Genomic DNA, 19,565 nt, shown 5'->3' with positions numbered 1-19,565 from the left:
GCATAAGTCTTTGATCATTTTCCGGCTTCATGCTATCGGAAACAACCATAAATTCAGGAGGGATCCGATTAACAAGCCGCTACGTAAGCCCGTCAAATCCCTGCCAATTGCCACTGTTTTGGCTCTTAGTTTTGGAACGTTGGTCGTAATTACCGTCGTCATTGTTCTTGGGATCAGCCTTATTTCTGGTCTTACCAACACAAGGGACCTTCTGATTGACAAGGCAAGCGCAGCAATGTCTGCGACGCAAAATGATTTTATAGAACTTCTTAATCCGGCCGCGTATGAGGCCGTCTATATGGCGGAATTGATCAACGCGGGCAGGGTTGACGTTAACAATCGCGAACAGCTTAATGATTTTCTTTTAGGCGCCATCTCTGGCACACCCCAAATCAACACTCTTGCTTTTGTATCGCCAGATTTACAAGTAACGGGAGTACATCGGCAAAGCAAAGAAATCCTGTCGTTCGATGAAAGCAAAGACCCAGTTGCACAAATGGGTATTGCCGATCTCGCAACCCGGAAGAAAGGCAGCTGGGGCCCTCTTGTTTATGTGCCGACGCTTCGTCAAACAGTTCTGAATTTCAGGGAACCGGCATTTCAAGATGGAAAGTTTATAGGCGCGTTAATCGCGTCAATTACTGTGTCCACAGTAAACACCCGAATGAATGCAGCACCCTCGCTGAAAAACAGCAAGCGGTTTATATTGTATGGCAAGGACCGCGTCATGATGGAACAAGGGGTAAACGCCTCACATGAGACGATGGGCCTCAATATCACGGATGCGGTTCCAAAGCTTGATGAAATTGAAGATCCGGTTTTGCGCGCAATATGGTCCGATAAAGCCGAGAAGCTGGCGTTGCTGGGTGAGCAGACCACATTCAACAGCCATTACCTGGAGGTGAATGGGCAGGGCTATATTTATGTTTACAAAGAAATTACAGGATATGCCGACAAGCCTTTCACGATAGGTTACTGGCTCCTCAATGACGAGGTTTCCACTGAGCTATGGCGATTGCTAATGGCAGGACTGGCTGGGCTCGGCATTATGTTGTTGAGCACCGTAGTCGCCATCGTTATTGGACGAAAGATTTCGCGCCCCGTTCTTGCCCTGTCTACAGCATCACGGCAAATATCCCTACTTGATTTCAACACCGTCAAAGCGTTACCCGCAAGCCGATTCACTGAAGTAAATGAAGCTAACAACGCCTATAACAGCATGCTACGGGGTCTCGCCTGGTTTGAAACTTATGTACCGAAATCTCTTGTCCGCAAGCTTATGGAAAGTGGAGAAGCCCGTTCGGAAGAGCGGGTCGTGACCGTCATGTTTACCGATATCGTGGGTTTTACACCCCAAGCAGAAGACATGAAAACAGAAGAGGTCGCAGACTTTCTCAACCATCATTTCGAGCTTGTCACCGCCTGTATCGAGGCAGAGGGCGGAACCGTCGATAAGTTTATCGGCGACGCTGTTATGGCTTTCTGGGGCGCACCAGAGCGGCAGGAAGATCATGCCGCCCGCGCCTGCCGCGCCGCCAAGGCGATAAAAAAGGCAATCATGTCTGATAATGAGAAACGCCACGAAGCAGGCCTGAGTGAAGTCCATATGCGTATCGGCATACATACAGGAGCCTTAATTGTCGGCAATATCGGAGCTGCGGGCCGACTCAACTATACCGTCGTTGGGGATACCGTAAATATCGCCCAGCGCATGGAACAATTTGGTAAGACTTTATCGTCCGATCGAACCGATGAAGTCTTCACCCTGATGACATCAACTACTTTTGACGCTAGCCCGGATACGAACGCAACGAAAATTGGCGACTACCAACTCAAAGGTCGGCATGACCCTGTAACAATCTACCGATTGGAGGATTAGATATTCATCATGACGGCTGGTAGTAGGGATTGGTTCCGTCCGCGTGATCCGTCACATCCAGCACTTCGGCAATGGACGGGACCAGTTTCTGTATCTCCACCGCGACGCCCTGCTTCAATGTTACATCCGCCATGCCACAGCCCTGACAGCCGCCATCCAGACGAACGTACGCACGCTCCTTCTGCAGATCAACAAGGGTAATCCGTCCGCCATGGGCAGCAATTGAAGGGTTGACCTTCTCTTCCAGCAGTTTTTGAATGGCGATCCCTTCCGGCGTATTCAGCCCGGGTTTTGGCAGTGACTCCCGATAATCAAGGACAGCCGTAATTTCAGGGATATAGTGCCGCAGCATATTCTGTATGCCCGTCAGCATGGAAAAGGCGGGTCCCTGGAATTTCAGGAAAAGCTTCCCGCTTTTATAACTGTGAAACGAGACGTCCCCGCCTGATTGGGTCACCGCTGGCACAATCCGCGTTGAGAGCAGATCCTTGATCTGGTCAATAATCTCTGCATCAAATTCACCAGGCGCCGTTTCATCTGCAGCCTCGCTCACCGCTGGATCGCCACTTTTAAAATGCGCCACTATTGCACCGAAAACTTCTGTCCGCAGCGACGACCAATCACGCGCATCTGACTTTGCAATAACAATGCTATCCGCCGTCAAACTTACAGCCGCGACCCCGTCTATCTCGTAAAGACGCGCCGCGAGCGGGGATTTCTCGGCTGCCTCTTCGCGCGTTACGGCAAGCGGGCCGTTTTCATAGACCCGTTCAGCGGGAAAGAATTCAAGTTCGGTAGCATTTTCGCCTGGCTTCGTCTGGATAAACATCAATTTGTCTCTATTGTCACTAATGTGAAGACTGACTGCTGTGAAAATGCCATAAAGGCCAAATCCACACAGTTCTAAATTAATAATAAAAACGGAGAAAACAATGGCGAAGTTTATCATCACCGATCTTGAAGATAAACCGGAAGGTAAAGTCGCGCGTGTAACGATCGATAATCAGCGGAAACTCAACACGTTAAACTCTGTCATAGTTGCCGAGTTAAATGAAACGCTTACGCAGCTCGACAAGGATAAAGACATTGCCGTTCTTATTCTGACAGGCGCCGGAAACAAAAGCTTTATTGGCGGGGCTGATATCTCCGAGATGGCCGGGCTCACCCCGGATACCGCCCGTACATTTATCACGAACTTACATCACGTCTGCCATAAAGTGCGTTATTTCCATGCACCAGTTATAGCTCGTGTCAACGGGCTCTCCCTCGGGGGCGGAATGGAAATCGCAGCGGCCTGCGATATGATTGTCGCTGGTAAGAGTGTCCAGTTCGCAATGCCGGAAGTCCGCGTCGGCATCCCTTCTGTTATTGATGCAGCACTTCTCCCAAGAATTCTGGGCGTCAATCTTGCCCGCGATCTGGTTCTGACGGGCCGAAGCCTGAGTGCCACCGAAGCGAAAGAGGTAGGATTTGTTCAGCGCCTTGTCGAAGATGATAAGCTGGATGATGAAACCAACAAGGTCATTACAGAGATTCTTGAGGGCGGCAGAAATGCCATGGCTATCCAGAAGCAGCTTTGCAACGACTGGGAGAATAACCCGCTACGCGACGGCATCCAACTCGGGATAGAAGCCTTTTCCCATGCCTATGAATGCGATGAGCCCCGACAGATGATGGAGAAGTTCCTCAATAGACCACGCTAGCATTTAGGCCCCACCCACTAACTTCACGCAAATTCATTACCTTTAACGGCAATTATTTGCTATGAAGGAGCGATATTTCATGCCGCGTCGGGGGTGGGCAGCCAGTGTTGGTTTACTTATATGATGTGTTTTCGGGAGGCGGCCGCCAATCACTATCGGTTGAAGGGCTGGACCGCCTTTTTTCCAATGAAAGCCATTCCCCGCTGTTAAAACGTCGCAGGGCCCGCGTGATCCTGTCGCGGGTCCGCTTTTTGAGCCTTCTATGCGTGGTTGCCTTTCCGCTTGGCTTCCTTTTGGATTTGACAACCTTTGATTTTGAAAGCTATGTCACTCTCGGGATCACCCGTGTCCTGATGGCCGTCCTCTTCCTGGCCCTTTTTTTCGGGATAAGCGGCGGAGAAACCATGCGGGATGCCTATCGGGCACTCGGCATCTTTTTTGCGATCCTGCTTACTTTTCAGACGATGTATCAGCCTCTGCTGGATATCGTTGACATTTTCGCAGTTACCAACCTTGCCGCTGCCGGATATCTGTTGTTTCCGTTCCTGATTGTTGGGTGCATCGCCATCTTCCCGCTCACCGTCAAGGAAGCCGTGCTCACGCTGGTACTCTTCTTCGTCGTGCAGATGCTGATCCTTATCCTGATGCCAGAAAATGCCGACCCGCATCAACGCCTTGGTATTCTGCTCATTCTGACGGTGACTGGCTTTCTCTGTGCTTTCGCCGCCATCAGCCAGCTTCTTTATATGTCACTGCTTATTGATCAGGCGTCCATTGACTCCCTGACACGTTGCTACAGCCGCAATAGTGGGGAAGAAATTATCGATGTACAGTTCAAAATATCAAAACGCCAGAATACGCCCTTTTCGCTGGTCTTTATCGATCTGGACAGATTCAAATCCGTGAATGACCGCTATGGGCATGAGGCCGGCGATCGCGTCCTCGCCAGTGCGGCGACAAACATCCGCCGCAATGCTCGCGGATCGGATGTCATTGTCCGCTGGGGAGGGGAGGAATTTGTGATCCTTTTGCCCAATACGGACGCCAAGGGGGCGCATAAATCCATCCGAAGGCTTCGTAACATCGGCCTCGGCACACGCCCGGACGGCACGATGGTTACGGCCAGCTTCGGCATTGTCGATAGGCAAAGCGCTAATGTCGGGGACTGGTCCGCACTAGTCGATATTGCGGATAATCAAATGTATGAGGTAAAGTCGAGAGGGGGAAATGACATTTCTGTTTATGTCCCAACGGACGACATGACGGCAGATACCGATAAGGACGATCTGGCGGTCGCCAAATGATCCTGAAAATACTTTTAGTCGCTTTTGTTATCCTGTTTATTGCCCGAGTTCTGTTCGCGAAAAAACTTAAAGAAATGGGTAAGGCTGCCGATCGCACGCTCAATCTCTTCCTGATTGCTATTGCCATTTATCTCGGGCTTCAGATGCTGGTTGTTTATGGAATGTCGTGACACACATTAAAGACGATTGAGCTTTCAAAAGGGAGATTGAACATGTCCGGCACGCGCAACGAAAGTGATAGCATGGGCGAAATCGCTGTCCCGGCGGATCGGTACTGGGGGGCGCAAACCCAGCGTTCTCTTGAAAACTTTAAAATCGGTAGAGAGCATCTTCCCCCCGCCCTTATCCGTGCGATGGGCCTTCAGAAGAAAGCAGCGGCCCTCAGTAACCAGATACTGGGGCATCTCGATACCCGGCTCGCAGATGCCATTATCCTGGCTGCGAATGACGTAATAGACGGTGCCCTCATGGATCATTTTCCACTGGTAATCTGGCAGACCGGCTCTGGCACCCAGAGCAACATGAATGTCAATGAAGTGATCGCCAACCGCGCAAATGAAATTCTGAGCGCCCCGCTCGGCCAACAAAAGCCTGTCCACCCCAATGATCATGTCAATATGGGCCAAAGCTCTAACGACAGCTTTCCTACGGCCATGTCAATCGCCGCAGTGGAGCAAATTACACATCACCTGCTTCCGGCTCTTGCTCATTTTCATCAGGCCTTGCGCGAAAAATCCGCAGCCTTTTCTGATATTATCAAGATCGGCCGAACCCATACGCAAGACGCAGTACCCATCACACTCGGCCAGGAATTTTCTGGATATGCCCGACAGGCGGAGCTTGGGATTGCGCGTGTAAAAGATACCCTTCCGCGGGTGATGGAACTTGCGCAGGGCGGCACTGCCGTCGGCACAGGATTAAATGCCGCACCGGGTTTCGCCGATATGTTTGTCTCGATCCTTCGCGAGTTAACCGACCTTCCCTATACCACCGCCGAAAACAAGTTTGAGGCGATTGCCGCTCATGATGCACTGGTCGAGCTGTCCGGAGTTCTCAATATTCTCGCAACCAGCGCCATGAAAATCGCCAACGATATCCGTTTTCTGGCAAGCGGGCCGAGAAGTGGTCTTGGCGAACTGATCCTGCCCGCGAACGAGCCTGGCTCCTCCATCATGCCGGGGAAAGTCAACCCGACTCAATGCGAGGCCGTAACGCAGGTTTGCGCGCAAGTGATGGGCAATCACGTCACTGTCACCATTGCCGGGTCAAACGGCCATTTTGAACTGAACGCCTTCAAGCCGGTTATTATCTATAATGTCCTGCAATCTACCCGGCTGCTTGGCGATGCATTTCGGAGTTTCACTGATAACTGCATTGTCGGGATCGAGGCCAATAGTGCCCGGATTGATGAGTTGATGGCGCAATCCCTGATGCTAGTGACCGCGCTTAATCCCCATATCGGCTATGACAACGCAGCGAAAATCGCCAAAAAAGCCTATGCGGAAAACAGCAGCCTGAAGGAGGCGGCAATAGCGCTCGAATTCCTAACGGCGGAACAGTTTGACGACTGGGTACGCCCGGAAAACATGGTGGGAGAATAACGGGAACGATTGGAGCGGGCGAAGGGAATCGAACCCTCGTCGTAAGCTTGGGAAGCTTCTGCTCTGCCATTGAGCTACGCCCGCGCGCCTTTTGTAACTACAGAAAGAACCCTGCCACCGCAACAGAAATTCTTGACAGTCTGCGTCCATCTCGATAAAGATTTTGGCGTGGTGATTTGTGCCGACCGGCTTGCGGCCACGTAAAAGAAACGCTAAAAGGTCGGGGCTCACAGGAACCCTGATCGATGGTCGGGGTTTTTTTATGCCTCGAGGACGAAATGACAACTGAAAAAGAAACGGTGCAAACCCGCACCAAAGACTACCGAACCGCCACCAAACTTGTTCGTGGCGGCACAAAACGCTCCCAGTTTAACGAAACAAGCGAAGCCATTTTCATGAACTCTGGCTTCGTCTATGACAGCGCGGAGCAGGCCGCTGGCCGCTTCAAGGGCGAGAACGAAGGTTTTATCTACTCCCGCTACGCAAACCCGACCCTTTCCATGTTCGAAGAGCGGATGATCCTTCTCGAAGAAGGGGCTGTCGCCGCACGTGCCACCGCAAGTGGGATGGCCGCGGTGAACGGCGCGCTAATGTCCCAGCTAAAGGCCGGGGATCATGTGGTGGCGCCCAAGGCGCTCTTTGGTTCTTGCCTGTATATTATTGAGACGATCCTACCCAGGTTCGGTGTCAACGTCACCTTGATTGACGGGACTGACCTTGATCAGTGGCGCGCGGCTCTCAAGAAAGAAACCGCCTGTGTTTTCTTAGAAACACCGTCCAACCCGGCGCTTGAGATCATGGATATCGCGGCAATATCCGATCTTGCCCATAAAGTTGGCGCGAAAGTCATTGTTGATAACGTCTTTGCCACACCAATATTGCAACACCCGATCACACTGGGGGCCGATATCGTGGTGTATTCCGCGACCAAGCATATTGATGGACAGGGACGGTGCCTTGGCGGGATTGTTCTGGGATCAGAGGAATTTGTCGAGGACACCCTCGCCCCTTACCTCAAGCATACCGGCCCCGCCCTCAGTCCCTTCAATGCCTGGAATTTGCTGAAGGGGTTGGAAACCCTTGAGCTGCGCGTACATAAGCAGTGCGATAACGCAGAAAAGATTGCTGCGTTCCTGGATGGTCATCCGGCAATTAGCCGCGTTATTTTTCCCGGAAGCGACTCGCACCCGCAACATGCCTTGGCAGCGCAACAAATGGCCCGCGGCGGCACGCTCGTCACGTTTGAAATCGCCGGTGATCAAGAGGCAGCCTTCTCCGCGCTCAATCGCCTGTCACTGATCGATATCAGTAATAATCTTGGCGACGCAAAATCTCTGATTACCCATCCGACAACCACGACACACTCGAGTGTTGATGATGCCATCAAGCGGGAACTTGGCATCACCGAAAGCATGGTGCGTATGTCGGTCGGGCTTGAAGATGTTGATGATCTGATCGAGGATTTGGGTTACGCGCTGAGTGGCCAAAGCGACTGATAAGGTTAGCGGTGAAAATGTCTGTTTCATCGCCGGCTTTCCAATGGTCTTACCGATTTACTGGACAAAGTGACCCTATGGCGCAATATTCAGGGGAATTAAGCCAATCGGAATAACAAGGCAGACGGTACAGGATATGATGGAGGCTGGCGCCTATAACAAGATTACGAAAAATATTCAGGTTTCGGTGACACCTGTCTATCTGAGTGATCGATCCCGCCCTGAAGATGGGCTTTATGTCTGGGCCTATCAGGTCAGGATTGAGAATCAGGGGACACACACAGTAACCCTTAAATATCGGCACTGGCGCATTACCAACGCGGAAGGTCATACGGAGACGGTTGACGGCGAGGGCGTTGTGGGAGAACAACCGGTTCTTGCCCCGGGCGATATTTACGAATATACCAGCGGAACACCACTTTCCACGCCATCGGGCATTATGGTCGGATCCTACGATATGCAATCAGAAGGAGGGAAATTGTTCGCAGTCGACATTCCGGCTTTCTCTCTGGACAGCCCTGACGCCATTTCTTCTCTTCACTAAAAGGCGGCGCAGCCCCCAGGAAATTACTCAGATATGAACAGACATAGTCATCCAACGAAACCAACGAAAGAACAAGCCGAAGAGGCCGTACGGACCTTGATCCGCTGGGCCGGGGATGATCCGGGTCGCGAAGGACTGCTTGGGACACCGGATCGCGTGACCCGGTCATACCTGGAGTTTTTCGCCGGATACAACGAAGATCCCGATACCTATCTCGCCCGTACTTTTGAGGAAGTAAATGGCTATGACGAGATGGTGGTGCTGAAGGATATCCGTGTCGAGAGCTATTGCGAGCATCATATGGTGCCCATTATCGGTGTTGCCCATGTGGCTTATATACCAAGCAATCGGGTTGTCGGCATTTCGAAGCTCGCGCGTGTTGTCGATGCCTATGCCAAGCGACTGCAGATTCAGGAAAAACTCACCCGGCAGATTGCCGAGACGATCGAGAGGACCCTGCAGCCAAAAGGAGTGGCGGTAATTATCGAAAGCGCCCATCAATGCATGACAACACGGGGCGTCCATAAAGACGGCGTCACGATGGTGACGAGTACGATGCTCGGAATATTCCGCCGGTCCGATATCACGCGCCGCGAGCTGCTCTCCTTTATCGATAAAGGCTGAGTGCGGCACCGCCGTGTTAAATTTTCGCCTGATTTTAGCCGTCAATGGAATCCTCCTTGTGTTTATCGGACTCGCCATGCTCGTGCCGGCGATGGTGGACCTGATAGACGGAAATAAGGACTGGCAGGTTTTCCTTGTTTCGGCAGCAGTCGCAATTTTCATCGGCGGCGGATTGTACCTTTCCAATCGCGGAAGCGGCATGGAACTGGAGCGGCGGCAGGCTTTTATTCTGACCACGGCGGTCTGGATTATCCTGCCTGCGGCGGCGGCAATGCCGTTCACCTTCAGCGAGATGGACATTCCCTACACCGATGCCTTTTTTGAGGCGATGAGTGGTCTGACAACCACCGGGTCGACAGTTCTTACAGGCCTTGATACGGCGCCACCCGGTATCCTGATGTGGCGGGCGTTGTTGCAATGGACCGGTGGTATCGGCATTATTGTGACGGCGATTGCCATCATGCCGCTGCTCCGGATTGGTGGCATGCAGCTCTTCCGCATGGAGACCTCGGAAGCTACCTCGGAGAAAGCGCTGCCGCGAGTCGCTGATATCGTCAAAGCCATAGGGTATATGTATCTCTTTCTCAGTCTGATTTGCACGATTGCACTCTGGATGACCGGGATGAGCCTGTTCGATGCGGTTACTCACGCCATGACGACAATCTCTACAGGTGGATTTTCTACGTCTGACCAGTCAGCGAGTAATTTTGAAAGCCCACTCGTCGAAAGCATCATGGTTGTTTTCATGATTATGGGAGCGCTGCCCTTCCTGATGTATCTCCATATTCTCAAGGGAAACCCCGGCAGTTTTCTGATGGATAGCCAGATCAGGTGGTTTCTTTCGATCATCCTGATCGGGGTTGTGGCTATGACCTTCTGGCAAATACGGCACGATGAAATCTCATTCTGGATTGCCCTGAGGCACTCCATGTTCAATGTGACTTCAATTATCACCGGGACAGGCTATGCAACTGCTGACTACAGCAGCTGGGGAAGCTTTGGCATAACTGCCTTTTTCTTTTTTATGTTTGTTGGGGGTTGCGCAGGATCGACGTCCTGCAGCATCAAAATATTTCGCGTTCAAATACTTATTGAAACTGCCCGCTGCCAGTTAATGCAGATGATACGGCCGAACGGGATATATAAGCCTCGGTATAACGGTCGGCCCCTGCCGGACGAAACCATAGCATCGGTGACAAGCTTTGTTTTCCTCTTTCTCGTAATTTTTGCATTGCTGACCATTGCGCTTGGCCTCACCGGTCTGGATTTCCTGACAGCAATCTCAAGTGCTGCAACCGCCATTACCAATGTTGGCCCTGGCCTTGGGGAAACGGTTGGTCCCTCGGGAACCTTCAAAACCCTCTCCGATCCGGCAAAGTGGCTGATGTCACTTGGCATGTTGTTGGGACGACTGGAACTTTTTACCGTTCTCGTTCTTTTCTCTCGGCGCTTTTGGCAGCGCTAAACCTTCCCCTTCCCTGCATTTGGGAAGTAGAGCGCCTTTAGCCCACGTGCCATACGACCAAAATCATCCTGCATTATAAGCAGAGCTGGCACCAGGAACAGGACAAGGAAAGTAGCCGCCATCAAGCCGAAGACCAGAGTAATAGCCATCGGAATCAAGAATTGCGCCTGGAGGCTCGTTTCGAAAAGTAGCGGCGTTAAGCCGCCAATCGTTGTCAACGATGTCAGTAATACGGCGCGCAATCGATCACATGTCCCGCCAATTACTGCTTCGATATACGCTTCACCCTTGGAAAGCCGTTCGTCAATCACACTAACCAGGATAATTGAGTTATTCACCAGTATTCCTGAAAGGCCCAAAAGCGCAATCAGCGAAAGAATGGTCAGATTATACCCCAGTGCGTAATGGCCTAGAATAGCGCCAACCAGACCGAAAGGGATGATAGACATTACCACCACCGGACGCCAATAGGAGGAAAATACCCAGGCCAGAATAAGATAAATCGCGGAAAGGCCAATCGTCGCCCCGAACTTCATATCCGCAATGGTATCCGCCTGCTCCTCCGATTTGCCCGCGAACCGATATTTCAGGTCATATGCCGCGGAGATCGCCTCCAGCCCCTCCTCAGGCAACGCGAACAGCACTTGGTCTGATGACGTGAGATTTTCGTCAATTTCCGCTGTTATGGCAACTTCACGCACTCCGTCTTCGCGCTTAATTCGGGCAAAACCAACCTGGGTGCGCTCTGTAACCACTGCGGACAACGGCACCTCAAGGCCTGATGCGCTCTTCAGATAGAAATCCCGCAAGGCTTCGGCGGCAATCTGATCACGCGGGAGCTGCACCCGGATCGTTACTTCTTCATCTCCACGGGCAAACTTACGGGCAATCACTCCTTCAAACCCGGCGCGCACCTGAGTGGCAATGTCCTCGGTTGTAAATCCAAGCGCTCGGCCGCGCGGGGTCAGCTCAAGAATGATTTCCTGTTTTCCAACAGGCAGATCATCCTCAATATCTGAAACACCACGGAACTGTTTCAGGAGTTCCTTGACTTCCTCCGCAGCGGATTTCAGTGCGTCAACATTATCGCCTTTCAGGCGAATATCAAGTTCGCGGCCCGGCGGGCCACCAATCCTCTCAGTCAGCGCAATTCGCTGAATCCCCGGCATTTCCCTGATTTCTTTCCGCCAGGTCGTGACGAAATCCGCAGTTCGGACATTTCGAAGATCCGAAGAAATGAGCTCCACCATCATACCGCCGCGATTATCGCCCGCAACGGAACTGAACTGATCGCCCGTACTAATGCCAATCTTGCCCAATGACATAACAATCAGGCCGCCGTCACCGTCCGTCAGATCATTCTCAGCCTTATAAAGTGCGCGTTCCAGTTCCTTGACCATAGCTTCCGTGTCGCTACGAACGCTACCGGGTGCAAATACGACATTCGCATTCACGACGTTGGCCTCCGGCGAGGGGAAAAAATTAAACCCGATCCGACCTCCCAGAAAAAAGCCGACGGAAATGATCAGCATCGCAACCGCCGCAGCAAGTGTCGCATAGCGCCAATTTACCGTAAGCTCCACTACCCGCCTAAATTGGTGAGTCTGAAAATAGCTGAATTTTTCATCAAAACTTCTGCGGAGACCGCTGGTACTGTTTCCTTGATAACGGAGCGCGTGGCGCATGTGGCCCGGCAAAATAAGGAAACACTCAATCAGGCTGGCAATCAAAACTGATACGACTACCGCCGGAATTGCCCGGATTATCTGCCCAATGACATCGCCAATCAAGAAGATCGGCAAAAACGCAGCGATTGTCGTCAGGCTCGAAGCAAAAACCGGGGCCAGCATTCGAAGCGCACCCCTCTCCGCGGCGTCAACCGCAGACAACCCTGTCGAGCGCAAATATGATGCGTGTTCCCCGACAACGATGGCATCATCGACGATAATGCCCAGTGACATAATAATGGCAAACAGGCTAATCATATTAATCGACTGCCCGGTCAGCAGCATGACGCCTGCAGTCGCGAGAATTGCTACCGGAATGCCCGCAGCTACCCAAAAGGCCACTCGGACATTAAGGAAGATAAACAGGATAATCAGAACAAGTATCAAGCCGCTGGCGCCATTATTTATCAACAACCGAATCCGGTCTTCAATCAGCTTCGCCTGCACGTCATACTGCTTTATTTCCAACTCGGGTGGCCAGCGTTCCTTTTCACGCTCGAAATAGCCGGACACTATCTTTTCCGCTTTCAGGGCATCGGTTGACTGCGCGCGCTGAATGCTGATTTCGATTGCGGCGCTACCTTTATGCCAACCGGTCGATCCATTCTCGGAAAACTCATCTTGGACATCCGCAATATCACGCAGATATATCTTTTGCCCATCATCGAAAGACTTGATTTCCAGTGCCCCAAGAGACTTGGCATTCGTCTTTTGCTCAAGCGATCTCAATTGGCGTTCGTAGGTTCCGGAAACCGTTCCGAGCGGCACATCCTGCGAATTATTTCGAATAATCCCGGCGATGTCTGTAAGACTGAGATTAAGCCTGCGTAAATCCCGCCTCTCTACATCGACCCAGATCTCCTCATTCCGCGCACCAAACAACGTGATCTTGTCAATGCCGAGATCAAGCAGATCATCGCGCATGGTTTTCGCAATTCGCTTCAGCGCATCTTCGGAATAGGGACCGGATACTGATAGACGGGCAATCGGATCATAGATCACAACCCTCTTCACATTGGGCGTTTCAATGGTTTCGGGGAAGGTGGTGATTTGCGTCACTCCCTGCTCAACGTCAGATAGAGCCGCCTGCATATCCGTTTCCGGTTCGAATTCCACAACAATAACGCTGCTGCCCTCAACGGAATAGGATGTCACCCGCTTGACCCCGTTCAGAAAACGAACTTCGGGCAGAATTGCAGTTGTGATATTGCTGTCGACATCTTCTGCGCTGGCTCCCGGCCAAACAATGCTAGTGGTGATTACTTCTGTTCCAAAATCCGGAAAAAATTGGGTGTTCAGCCGGTATATCGATGCAATACCTATAACAATCATCATCAACATCAGGAGATTGGCAGCATTTTTGTGGCGGACAAAAATCTTGACGAGGCGGCCAAGGTCCATCAGCGCACCTCTACCTTGAGGTTGGGCCCAATTTCTGGAAGTCGGGTTGTGACGACAAGCTCACCCCCCACCAAATCCCCCCGCACGAGTACATCACTCCCATTTTGCGCGACAATTTCAATTGTACGAGGCTCCAGCCGTCCATCCTTGACAACATAAACCTTGGTATTCTCGAAAATACTGCTGTCAGGAAGTTTCGCGACATTCAAATAACGATTTCCTAACAAGACCACTTCAACGAAAGCACCAGGACGAAGGAGCGAGGTATACTCGCTGGTGTCCAGAATGGCAAAAACCTCAAGCCCTCCGGTCTCCGAACTGATTTCCGGGCTAAGACGGGCTACTTGCCCATTAAATACAAGCTCGGTATCCCCGGATTCCCAGGAGACGGTGACTGGACGGCCAACTATGTCGACACTACTGCCAAGAAGGAGCCCATACTGGCTGTCGGAAAGCAGAAAACGAGCCTCCATCTGCGCTGCGTCTATTACCCGCGCAACTTTATCGCTCGCCCCGATATTCTTGCCGAATTCCGCCGACACTTCTGTGACATACCCTCTAAAGGGCGCGCGCAGGCTGGTATTCGCAAGGTCTCGTTCCGCGCGGCGAACCCCTACATCCAGTCGGTCAATGACGGCTCGTTGCTGGCCAATGCGAGGTTTGAGAATATCAAGCTGGGCTTCACGCGATTCCACCGTTTGGCGCTGTCGGCTTAAGGTTGACCTAGCATCATCAAGAGACTTTACCGAGATATTGCCACGCTTGGCGAGGCTCTCCGATCTTTCGACATTGCGCACTTCCCGCTCAAGTACTTCGCGTTCGCGATCCAGTGCTATCTCCTCGGATTTCTGGATTGCCACCAGTTCATTTAGGCGAGCACGGGCTTCGAGCAGGGCGGCCTCTTTTTCACTAAGCTGGGATTCAAAGTCGAAAGGGTCAACACGAACCAGCAGTTCGCCTTTTTCCAGAAGCGCTCCTTCGCGAAAATTATCTCCCACCTCGACCACTTCACCGCCAACCAGCGACCTGAGTTCTACATCGCGCACAGCCTTCAGTGATCCGAATAGATTAAGATCGACAGATTGATCCTTAAACTCAACAGGAATGGCAGCTACGGTCCAGACCCGTTCCTCAACGAGTTCCGGCTCAATTACCGGCTTCGTTGCTACCATGTAGACAGCCAACGCAACTCCCATACCCAAAATAATCAGTGGCAAAATTATCTTGAGTAGGAGTCTCACCCGGCTATCCCTCCCCTGTGAAGTTGCAATATTCCCCTAGATTAACAGAACGCAGTATCATTTCTGTCGTTACTTCTTTTATTTTCTGAATTTCAGGGGGGCCAATTGAAGACCAGCCCATGCGAGACTTCACCAGTTCTTCATTCAGCGCGTATTGCATGCAAAGGGAAAAAATAGCATTGGCTTCGAGCCGTGTTTTCTCGCTTAAGGGTGATGTCCCCAAGATCTTGGCGATCAAAATCCCCAGCAGATCATGAATAACGTCGATATGTCCTTCCATCAATATTTGAAAACAATCCGTGGGCATTTCTGTTTCGCGTTTAATCAACCGCATGCGCCACCTCGTCGACGGAGAAAACGCACCATCGACAATTCGGGAAACAAAAGCAGCGAGAAAATCCGCATAGGCCTTTCGATCATTCTGGGCCGCCGTCAGTTGAGTCTCCAGCAGGATCGCGAGCTCAACCCGAACAAGTTTCAAGTCCCGGACAATTTTCTTGAATATTGCTCGATAAAGACCCTCTTTATTGTCAAAATGATAGGAAATAGCAGAAAGATTGACACCGGCCGCCGCCGCGATTTCCCGGGTCGAAACAGAGTCAAAGGACCTTTCGGCAAAGAGCTTTCCTGCCGCTTCTATCATCCGATCGGACGCCGATATTTCTGTCACTGACATTTGATTAGGTCAATCGATTGAACTTTTCGCAAAAACTACGCCAATTAGTGGCGCTGCACAAGTGCATCAACTTCTAAAAAAGAGTAGGCACAACCAAATTATAATCCGCGAATTGTACGAATTAACGCAAATAAGCCCCCATAAAGGTACGGATACTTTTCTCCATTTCCTGGTCAAACGCCCGCATCAGAGACTCAACCTGAGTGAAATACGTTTTTTCCCGCTGATTAAGCGTAATCCCTTCAGGCACCGATTTCGTCCGCGTCGCTTCCGCCGTTACAAAAGCGGAAGAGCCGGATATCTCTGTGATTTTAAGCTCCACCAGAAGGTGAAATACATAAAGCTCCGACTGGTTCTTGGTGATCAGGCCTTTCAGGCCGCTATCCTTTTCCAGACCCTGTTCAACGGCACTTGCATCCTTAATGGTAATTGTCGCAACCGCGCCACTGTTGCCCGTCGTCCGCAGGCGGTCCCGCACCCAGTTACGCACCGACTGATCAATCGAGACCGGTAGTTCATGCTCTACATGCGGATGCTTGAGCGGCGGCGTAAACTCGTCGACAATCTTGATCTCACCGACGTTCAGATACAGAGGGTTCAGATGTTGAAAGGTTATTTCCGGATAGACCGGATTGGGCGGCGGTGCCACGCAACCCAAAAGAGCGGTCGTCATCAGAAGGGATAGGATTGTCAGAAGACGACGAAGGCTTGCCATGTTATTCTCATCTTTGCAAAGAAATGAACTAATCTCACTCTATTACGGACTTTGGACGAAATTCAAGCTTCCGTTAGAGGCATTTCATAAAATTCGCCCTAACTCAGATCCTCAACCTGTATTTCATATTTACTCGAGCAGAACTGGCAATCCGCCGTGATCACACCATCCTTCGCCATATCCTGCAAATCCTCCCCACCGAAGGTTTTAAGGGTGCTCATCACCCGCTCGGCACTGCAGCTGCATCTATCGAGTAGTTCCTGAGGGTCATAAAGCCAAACCCCGTCTTCATGAAACAGCTTGTAGAGCAGCTCGGACGATTTTAGAATTGGGCTTGTGAGTTCTTTATGTGTAATCGTTCCGGCCAGGGCCTGGGCATTACGCCAGTTTTCATCCTCTTGATCCTGGTTCATTTCTGTCGCATTTTCATCCGGCAACCGCTGTATCATTAGGCCACCGGCGCGCCATTTACCGTCAATTTTGTCCACTGCAACGCGCAAGAGCGTGTCAATCTGTTCCGACTTATCGAAATAGTTTTCCATACAGTCGGCGAGGCTGTCTCCATCAAGATCAACAATTCCCTGATATCTTTTATGCTCTTCGCCCGCATCGATGGTAAACGCGGCATATCCCTTTCCAAGGTAATTTTCGACAGTCTTCTCCACATTTCCTGAGGCGATGAGGTTCAGTTTCTCTTCATCGAAAGAGGCATAACCGCGCATATCTCCCGGGGTTGTCATATCCGCAGCAAGCATGCTTATAGCGCCATCACCTTTGGTCTGGACCGTGAAAATTCCGTCGAACTTGAGCGCGCCGCCCAGCATCGCGGCAAGCACGATCCCTTCGCCGAGAAAACCCGCCACGGCGTCTGGGTAACCATGCCGGTTCAGGATCGTATCGACCACATTTCCCATCCGCACTAACCGCCCGCGCACTCCGGCCTTCGCCATCTGGAAAGGCTGAATAAGATTGTCAGTGATTATTTTTTGACCTTCGTCGGCCATAGGTATTCTCGCACTAATTTGAGGAGTATCAGGCGCCGAGGCACCAGCGAAGTACTGCTTTTTGCGCATGCAGGCGGTTTTCCGCCTCATCAAAAATCACGGACTGCGGACCATCCATAACGGCCGCAGTCGCCTCCTCGTCCCTATGGGCAGGCAGGCAATGCATGAAGATTGCGTCAGATGCCGCGCTCGCCATCAGAGCTTCATTTACCTGATAAGGCATCAGCAGGTTATGGCGGTTGGCAACATCATCTCCCATGGAAACCCAGGTATCCGCGACTATGCAATGAGCGCCTGCCGCTGCTTCTGCCGCACTACGGGTCACATGGATATTTGCACCCATTTCCCTGGCCCAGGCCAGCACTTTTGGATCAGGAGACAGTTCTTCGGGGCAAGCGACGCGAAATTCGAAATCAAACAGGCCCGCCGCATGGATCCAGGACGTCACCATATTATTTCCGTCACCACACCAGGTGATAATCTTGTCCTTGATCGGGCCGCGATGCTCTTCGAAAGTCATGACATCCGCCATCAATTGGCAAGGATGACTGCCATTCGTCAGGCCGTTGATGACCGGCACGGTCGCATATTCAGCAAGCTCGAGCAGTTTGGCATGTTCATCAGTACGGATCATAATGGCGTCAACATAGCGTGACAGTACGCGCGCAGTATCAGCAATTGTCTCTCCGCGGCCAAGCTGCATATCATTCCCGTTAAGGACAATCGTATGACCGCCAAGTTGCCGCATTGCCATATCAAAGGAAACGCGGGTCCGGGTCGAGGGAAACTCGAATATCGCGGCGAGCGTCAGGCCGGCAAGCGGTGTTTCCTTGTCCGCCGTACCTTTTGGCATGCTGGCACGCTGTTGTTTAAGCGTAATCCCATCATCGATAATATGCCGTAGATCCGATTTTGACAGTTCGTTCAAATCGAGAAAATGTCGTAGTTCAGCCATTTTCAAGCTCCGTGCAGGCTTCGTCCAGAAGACTGATAAATTCTGATATCTGCGTATCTTCAATAATGAGCGGCGGCAGAAGTCGCACGACATTGTCGCCGCCCTTTGCCGTAAGTACGCCAAGTTCAAGCAGTTTGTTACTAACCTGCGTATTCTCAACTTTGCATTTCAAACCCAGATGCAGGCCGATGCCACGAATTTCCTCAAGAATATCCGGATGACGATCAACAACACCAGAAAGGCCTTGCTTGAGATGATTACCCATCTTGGCGACATGATCAAGAAAGCCATCTTCCGTAATCACATCAACAACAGCCCCCGCCACAGCCATGGCGAGTGGGTTACCGCCGTAGGTCGATCCGTGGCTGCCAACCGTCATGGCCTTCGCAACTTTTTCAACGGCAAGGCAGGCACCAACAGGAAACCCGCCGCCGAGCGCCTTTGCTGACGTCAGGATATCAGGCGTGATTCCCGCATGTTCATAGGCGAAAAGCTTTCCCGTACGTCCCATGCCTGTCTGGATTTCATCCAACATCAGCAGCAGGCCATGCTCATCACACAGATTGCGGAGCGCACGCATAAATTCCGGTTCAACAACCTGGATACCGCCTTCGCCAAGAACCGGTTCGATCAGGACAGCCGCAGTCTCATCCGTAATCGCCGCCTTAACTTTCTCAATATCGCCGACGGATACATGATCAAAGCCCTCAACCGCTGGTCCAAACCCATCAAGAAGTTTTTCCTGACCGGCCGCCGCAATGGTGGCAAGTGTGCGTCCATGAAACGAGTTTTCGAAAGCGATTATCCGGTATTTTTCCGGGTGTCCATTCGTACTGAAATATTTTCGCACCATCTTGATGCCACACTCATTGGCTTCCGCCCCCGAGTTACAGAAATAGACAGCATCCGCAAAGGTAGCCTTCACTAACTTCTCAGCAAGCTCTTCCTGCCCGGGAATACGAAATAGATTGGATACATGCCAAACCTTCGATGCCTGATTTGTCAGAGCCTCAACCAGCTTCGGATGCGCATGACCCAATCCGCTGACCGCAATACCGGCCGCGAAATCGAGATATCGTCGGCCATCATTCGCATAGAGATACATGCCTTCCCCTTTTTCAAAGGAAAGGTCAGCAGGAGCATAATTTGATAATAACGCAGGAATCATATGCTTTCTCCACGAAACGACAGGGCAAACGGCCAATTTCCGCTGCCAGAAAGCGCGGAAGT

At 51.5% G+C, this 19,565-nt stretch carries 17 protein-coding genes, 1 tRNA gene and 1 riboswitch; of the genes, 9 read left to right on the top strand and 9 right to left on the bottom strand.

The window, feature by feature from the left end; genetic code table 11:
* Positions 1 to 10 precede the first annotated feature (10 nt).
* Positions 11 to 1,879, top strand: coding sequence for an adenylate/guanylate cyclase domain-containing protein (locus GQE98_RS05085; RefSeq protein WP_161314544.1), 1,869 nt, complete (start codon positions 11 to 13; stop codon positions 1,877 to 1,879).
* 7 nt (positions 1,880 to 1,886) lie between these two features.
* Here GQE98_RS05085 and GQE98_RS05080 read toward each other — a convergent pair whose 3' ends face one another.
* Positions 1,887 to 2,708: a NifU family protein gene (locus tag GQE98_RS05080; protein ID WP_161314543.1), complete on the bottom strand. Its 822-nt coding sequence runs from the start codon at positions 2,706 to 2,708 to the stop codon at positions 1,887 to 1,889.
* 103 nt (positions 2,709 to 2,811) lie between these two features.
* Between GQE98_RS05080 and GQE98_RS05075 the strand changes: the two genes are divergently transcribed.
* The 4 genes from GQE98_RS05075 (at position 2,812) to fumC (ending at position 6,487) form a co-directional block, all read left to right on the top strand.
* Complete coding sequence (locus GQE98_RS05075; RefSeq protein ID WP_161314542.1) at positions 2,812 to 3,582, top strand: enoyl-CoA hydratase; 771 nt, start codon at positions 2,812 to 2,814, stop codon at positions 3,580 to 3,582.
* A gap of 104 nt (positions 3,583 to 3,686) precedes the next feature.
* Positions 3,687 to 4,886 carry a diguanylate cyclase gene (locus tag GQE98_RS05070; RefSeq protein WP_161314541.1) on the top strand — a complete coding sequence of 400 codons (1,200 nt, stop codon included), beginning with the start codon at positions 3,687 to 3,689 and terminating at the stop codon, positions 4,884 to 4,886.
* Positions 4,883 to 5,056: a hypothetical protein gene (locus GQE98_RS05065; protein WP_161314540.1), complete on the top strand. Its 174-nt coding sequence runs from the start codon at positions 4,883 to 4,885 to the stop codon at positions 5,054 to 5,056. Before GQE98_RS05070 ends, GQE98_RS05065 begins: the two co-directional genes overlap by 4 nt.
* A 42-nt stretch (positions 5,057 to 5,098) precedes the next feature.
* Entirely contained in the window at positions 5,099 to 6,487 is a 1,389-nt protein-coding gene (gene fumC / locus GQE98_RS05060; protein WP_161314539.1) for a class II fumarate hydratase, read from the top strand.
* 10 nt (positions 6,488 to 6,497) lie between these two features.
* Here the strand turns inward: fumC and GQE98_RS05055 are convergent.
* A tRNA-Gly gene (locus GQE98_RS05055) sits at positions 6,498 to 6,571 on the bottom strand.
* 74 nt (positions 6,572 to 6,645) lie between these two features.
* A riboswitch (SAM riboswitch) is annotated at positions 6,646 to 6,723 on the top strand.
* A 42-nt stretch (positions 6,724 to 6,765) separates the two neighbouring features.
* Here GQE98_RS05055 and metZ point away from each other — a divergent pair.
* The 4 genes from metZ to GQE98_RS05035 all read left to right on the top strand — a co-directional run bounded on the left by metZ (position 6,766) and on the right by GQE98_RS05035 (position 10,616).
* Positions 6,766 to 7,983, top strand: a complete 1,218-nt coding sequence (gene metZ, locus GQE98_RS05050; protein WP_202526084.1) for an O-succinylhomoserine sulfhydrylase — start codon at positions 6,766 to 6,768, stop codon at positions 7,981 to 7,983.
* Between the two features lie 136 nt (positions 7,984 to 8,119).
* Entirely contained in the window at positions 8,120 to 8,527 is a 408-nt protein-coding gene (gene apaG / locus GQE98_RS05045) for a Co2+/Mg2+ efflux protein ApaG (RefSeq protein WP_214646487.1), read from the top strand.
* Between the two features lie 33 nt (positions 8,528 to 8,560).
* Positions 8,561 to 9,151 (top strand): GTP cyclohydrolase I FolE, encoded by a 591-nt coding sequence (gene folE, locus GQE98_RS05040; protein WP_161314537.1) that lies wholly within the window; start codon positions 8,561 to 8,563, stop codon positions 9,149 to 9,151.
* A 58-nt stretch (positions 9,152 to 9,209) separates the two neighbouring features.
* Positions 9,210 to 10,616: a potassium transporter TrkG gene (locus GQE98_RS05035; protein WP_202526083.1), complete on the top strand. Its 1,407-nt coding sequence runs from the start codon at positions 9,210 to 9,212 to the stop codon at positions 10,614 to 10,616.
* On the opposite strand, the gene GQE98_RS05030 is transcribed toward GQE98_RS05035, so the two are convergent.
* The 7 genes from GQE98_RS05030 to GQE98_RS05000 form a co-directional block, all read right to left on the bottom strand.
* Positions 10,613 to 13,744: an efflux RND transporter permease subunit gene (locus tag GQE98_RS05030; protein ID WP_161314535.1), complete on the bottom strand. Its 3,132-nt coding sequence runs from the start codon at positions 13,742 to 13,744 to the stop codon at positions 10,613 to 10,615. The two genes, GQE98_RS05035 and GQE98_RS05030, sit on opposite strands and share 4 nt — an antisense overlap.
* A complete protein-coding gene (locus tag GQE98_RS05025) occupies positions 13,744 to 14,985 on the bottom strand; it encodes an efflux RND transporter periplasmic adaptor subunit (RefSeq protein ID WP_161314534.1) in 1,242 nt (413 codons plus the stop codon). The genes GQE98_RS05030 and GQE98_RS05025 overlap by 1 nt, the downstream gene beginning before the upstream one ends.
* Positions 14,986 to 14,989: 4 nt before the next feature.
* Complete coding sequence (locus GQE98_RS05020; RefSeq protein WP_161314533.1) at positions 14,990 to 15,661, bottom strand: CerR family C-terminal domain-containing protein; 672 nt, start codon at positions 15,659 to 15,661, stop codon at positions 14,990 to 14,992.
* Between the two features lie 121 nt (positions 15,662 to 15,782).
* Positions 15,783 to 16,376 carry a hypothetical protein gene (locus GQE98_RS05015; RefSeq protein WP_161314532.1) on the bottom strand — a complete coding sequence of 198 codons (594 nt, stop codon included), beginning with the start codon at positions 16,374 to 16,376 and terminating at the stop codon, positions 15,783 to 15,785.
* Positions 16,377 to 16,474: 98 nt separating this feature from the next.
* Positions 16,475 to 17,380 carry an Hsp33 family molecular chaperone HslO gene (locus tag GQE98_RS05010; protein WP_161314531.1) on the bottom strand — a complete coding sequence of 302 codons (906 nt, stop codon included), beginning with the start codon at positions 17,378 to 17,380 and terminating at the stop codon, positions 16,475 to 16,477.
* Between the two features lie 28 nt (positions 17,381 to 17,408).
* Positions 17,409 to 18,335: an ornithine carbamoyltransferase gene (argF, locus tag GQE98_RS05005; RefSeq protein ID WP_161314530.1), complete on the bottom strand. Its 927-nt coding sequence runs from the start codon at positions 18,333 to 18,335 to the stop codon at positions 17,409 to 17,411.
* Positions 18,328 to 19,503 (bottom strand): aspartate aminotransferase family protein, encoded by a 1,176-nt coding sequence (locus GQE98_RS05000; RefSeq protein ID WP_161314529.1) that lies wholly within the window; start codon positions 19,501 to 19,503, stop codon positions 18,328 to 18,330. The genes argF and GQE98_RS05000 overlap by 8 nt, the downstream gene beginning before the upstream one ends.
* Between the last annotated feature and the right edge of the window lie 62 nt (positions 19,504 to 19,565).

Source organism: Sneathiella litorea (assembly GCF_009882915.1).
GTDB classification, from domain to species: Bacteria; Pseudomonadota; Alphaproteobacteria; order Sneathiellales; family Sneathiellaceae; genus Sneathiella; species Sneathiella litorea.
Note: the sequence above shows the minus strand (reverse complement) of the source record. Positions and strands in the feature narration are given on the sequence as shown.

Bases quoted from the DNA above. Each gene is read 5' to 3' on its own strand.
- GQE98_RS05080 (WP_161314543.1), bottom strand. From the start codon at position 2,708: ATGTTTATCCAGACGAAGCCAGGCGAAAATGCTACCGAACTTGAATTC.
- GQE98_RS05075 (WP_161314542.1), top strand. From the start codon at position 2,812: ATGGCGAAGTTTATCATCACCGATCTTGAAGATAAACCGGAAGGTAAA.
- GQE98_RS05065 (WP_161314540.1), top strand. From the start codon at position 4,883: ATGATCCTGAAAATACTTTTAGTCGCTTTTGTTATCCTGTTTATTGCC.
- fumC (WP_161314539.1), top strand. From the start codon at position 5,099: ATGTCCGGCACGCGCAACGAAAGTGATAGCATGGGCGAAATCGCTGTC.
- metZ (WP_202526084.1), top strand. From the start codon at position 6,766: ATGACAACTGAAAAAGAAACGGTGCAAACCCGCACCAAAGACTACCGA.
- apaG (WP_214646487.1), top strand. From the start codon at position 8,120: ATGATGGAGGCTGGCGCCTATAACAAGATTACGAAAAATATTCAGGTT.
- folE (WP_161314537.1), top strand. From the start codon at position 8,561: ATGAACAGACATAGTCATCCAACGAAACCAACGAAAGAACAAGCCGAA.
- GQE98_RS05030 (WP_161314535.1), bottom strand. From the start codon at position 13,744: ATGGACCTTGGCCGCCTCGTCAAGATTTTTGTCCGCCACAAAAATGCT.
- GQE98_RS05020 (WP_161314533.1), bottom strand. From the start codon at position 15,661: ATGTCAGTGACAGAAATATCGGCGTCCGATCGGATGATAGAAGCGGCA.
- GQE98_RS05015 (WP_161314532.1), bottom strand. From the start codon at position 16,376: ATGGCAAGCCTTCGTCGTCTTCTGACAATCCTATCCCTTCTGATGACG.
- GQE98_RS05010 (WP_161314531.1), bottom strand. From the start codon at position 17,380: ATGGCCGACGAAGGTCAAAAAATAATCACTGACAATCTTATTCAGCCT.
- argF (WP_161314530.1), bottom strand. From the start codon at position 18,335: ATGGCTGAACTACGACATTTTCTCGATTTGAACGAACTGTCAAAATCG.
- GQE98_RS05000 (WP_161314529.1), bottom strand. From the start codon at position 19,503: ATGATTCCTGCGTTATTATCAAATTATGCTCCTGCTGACCTTTCCTTT.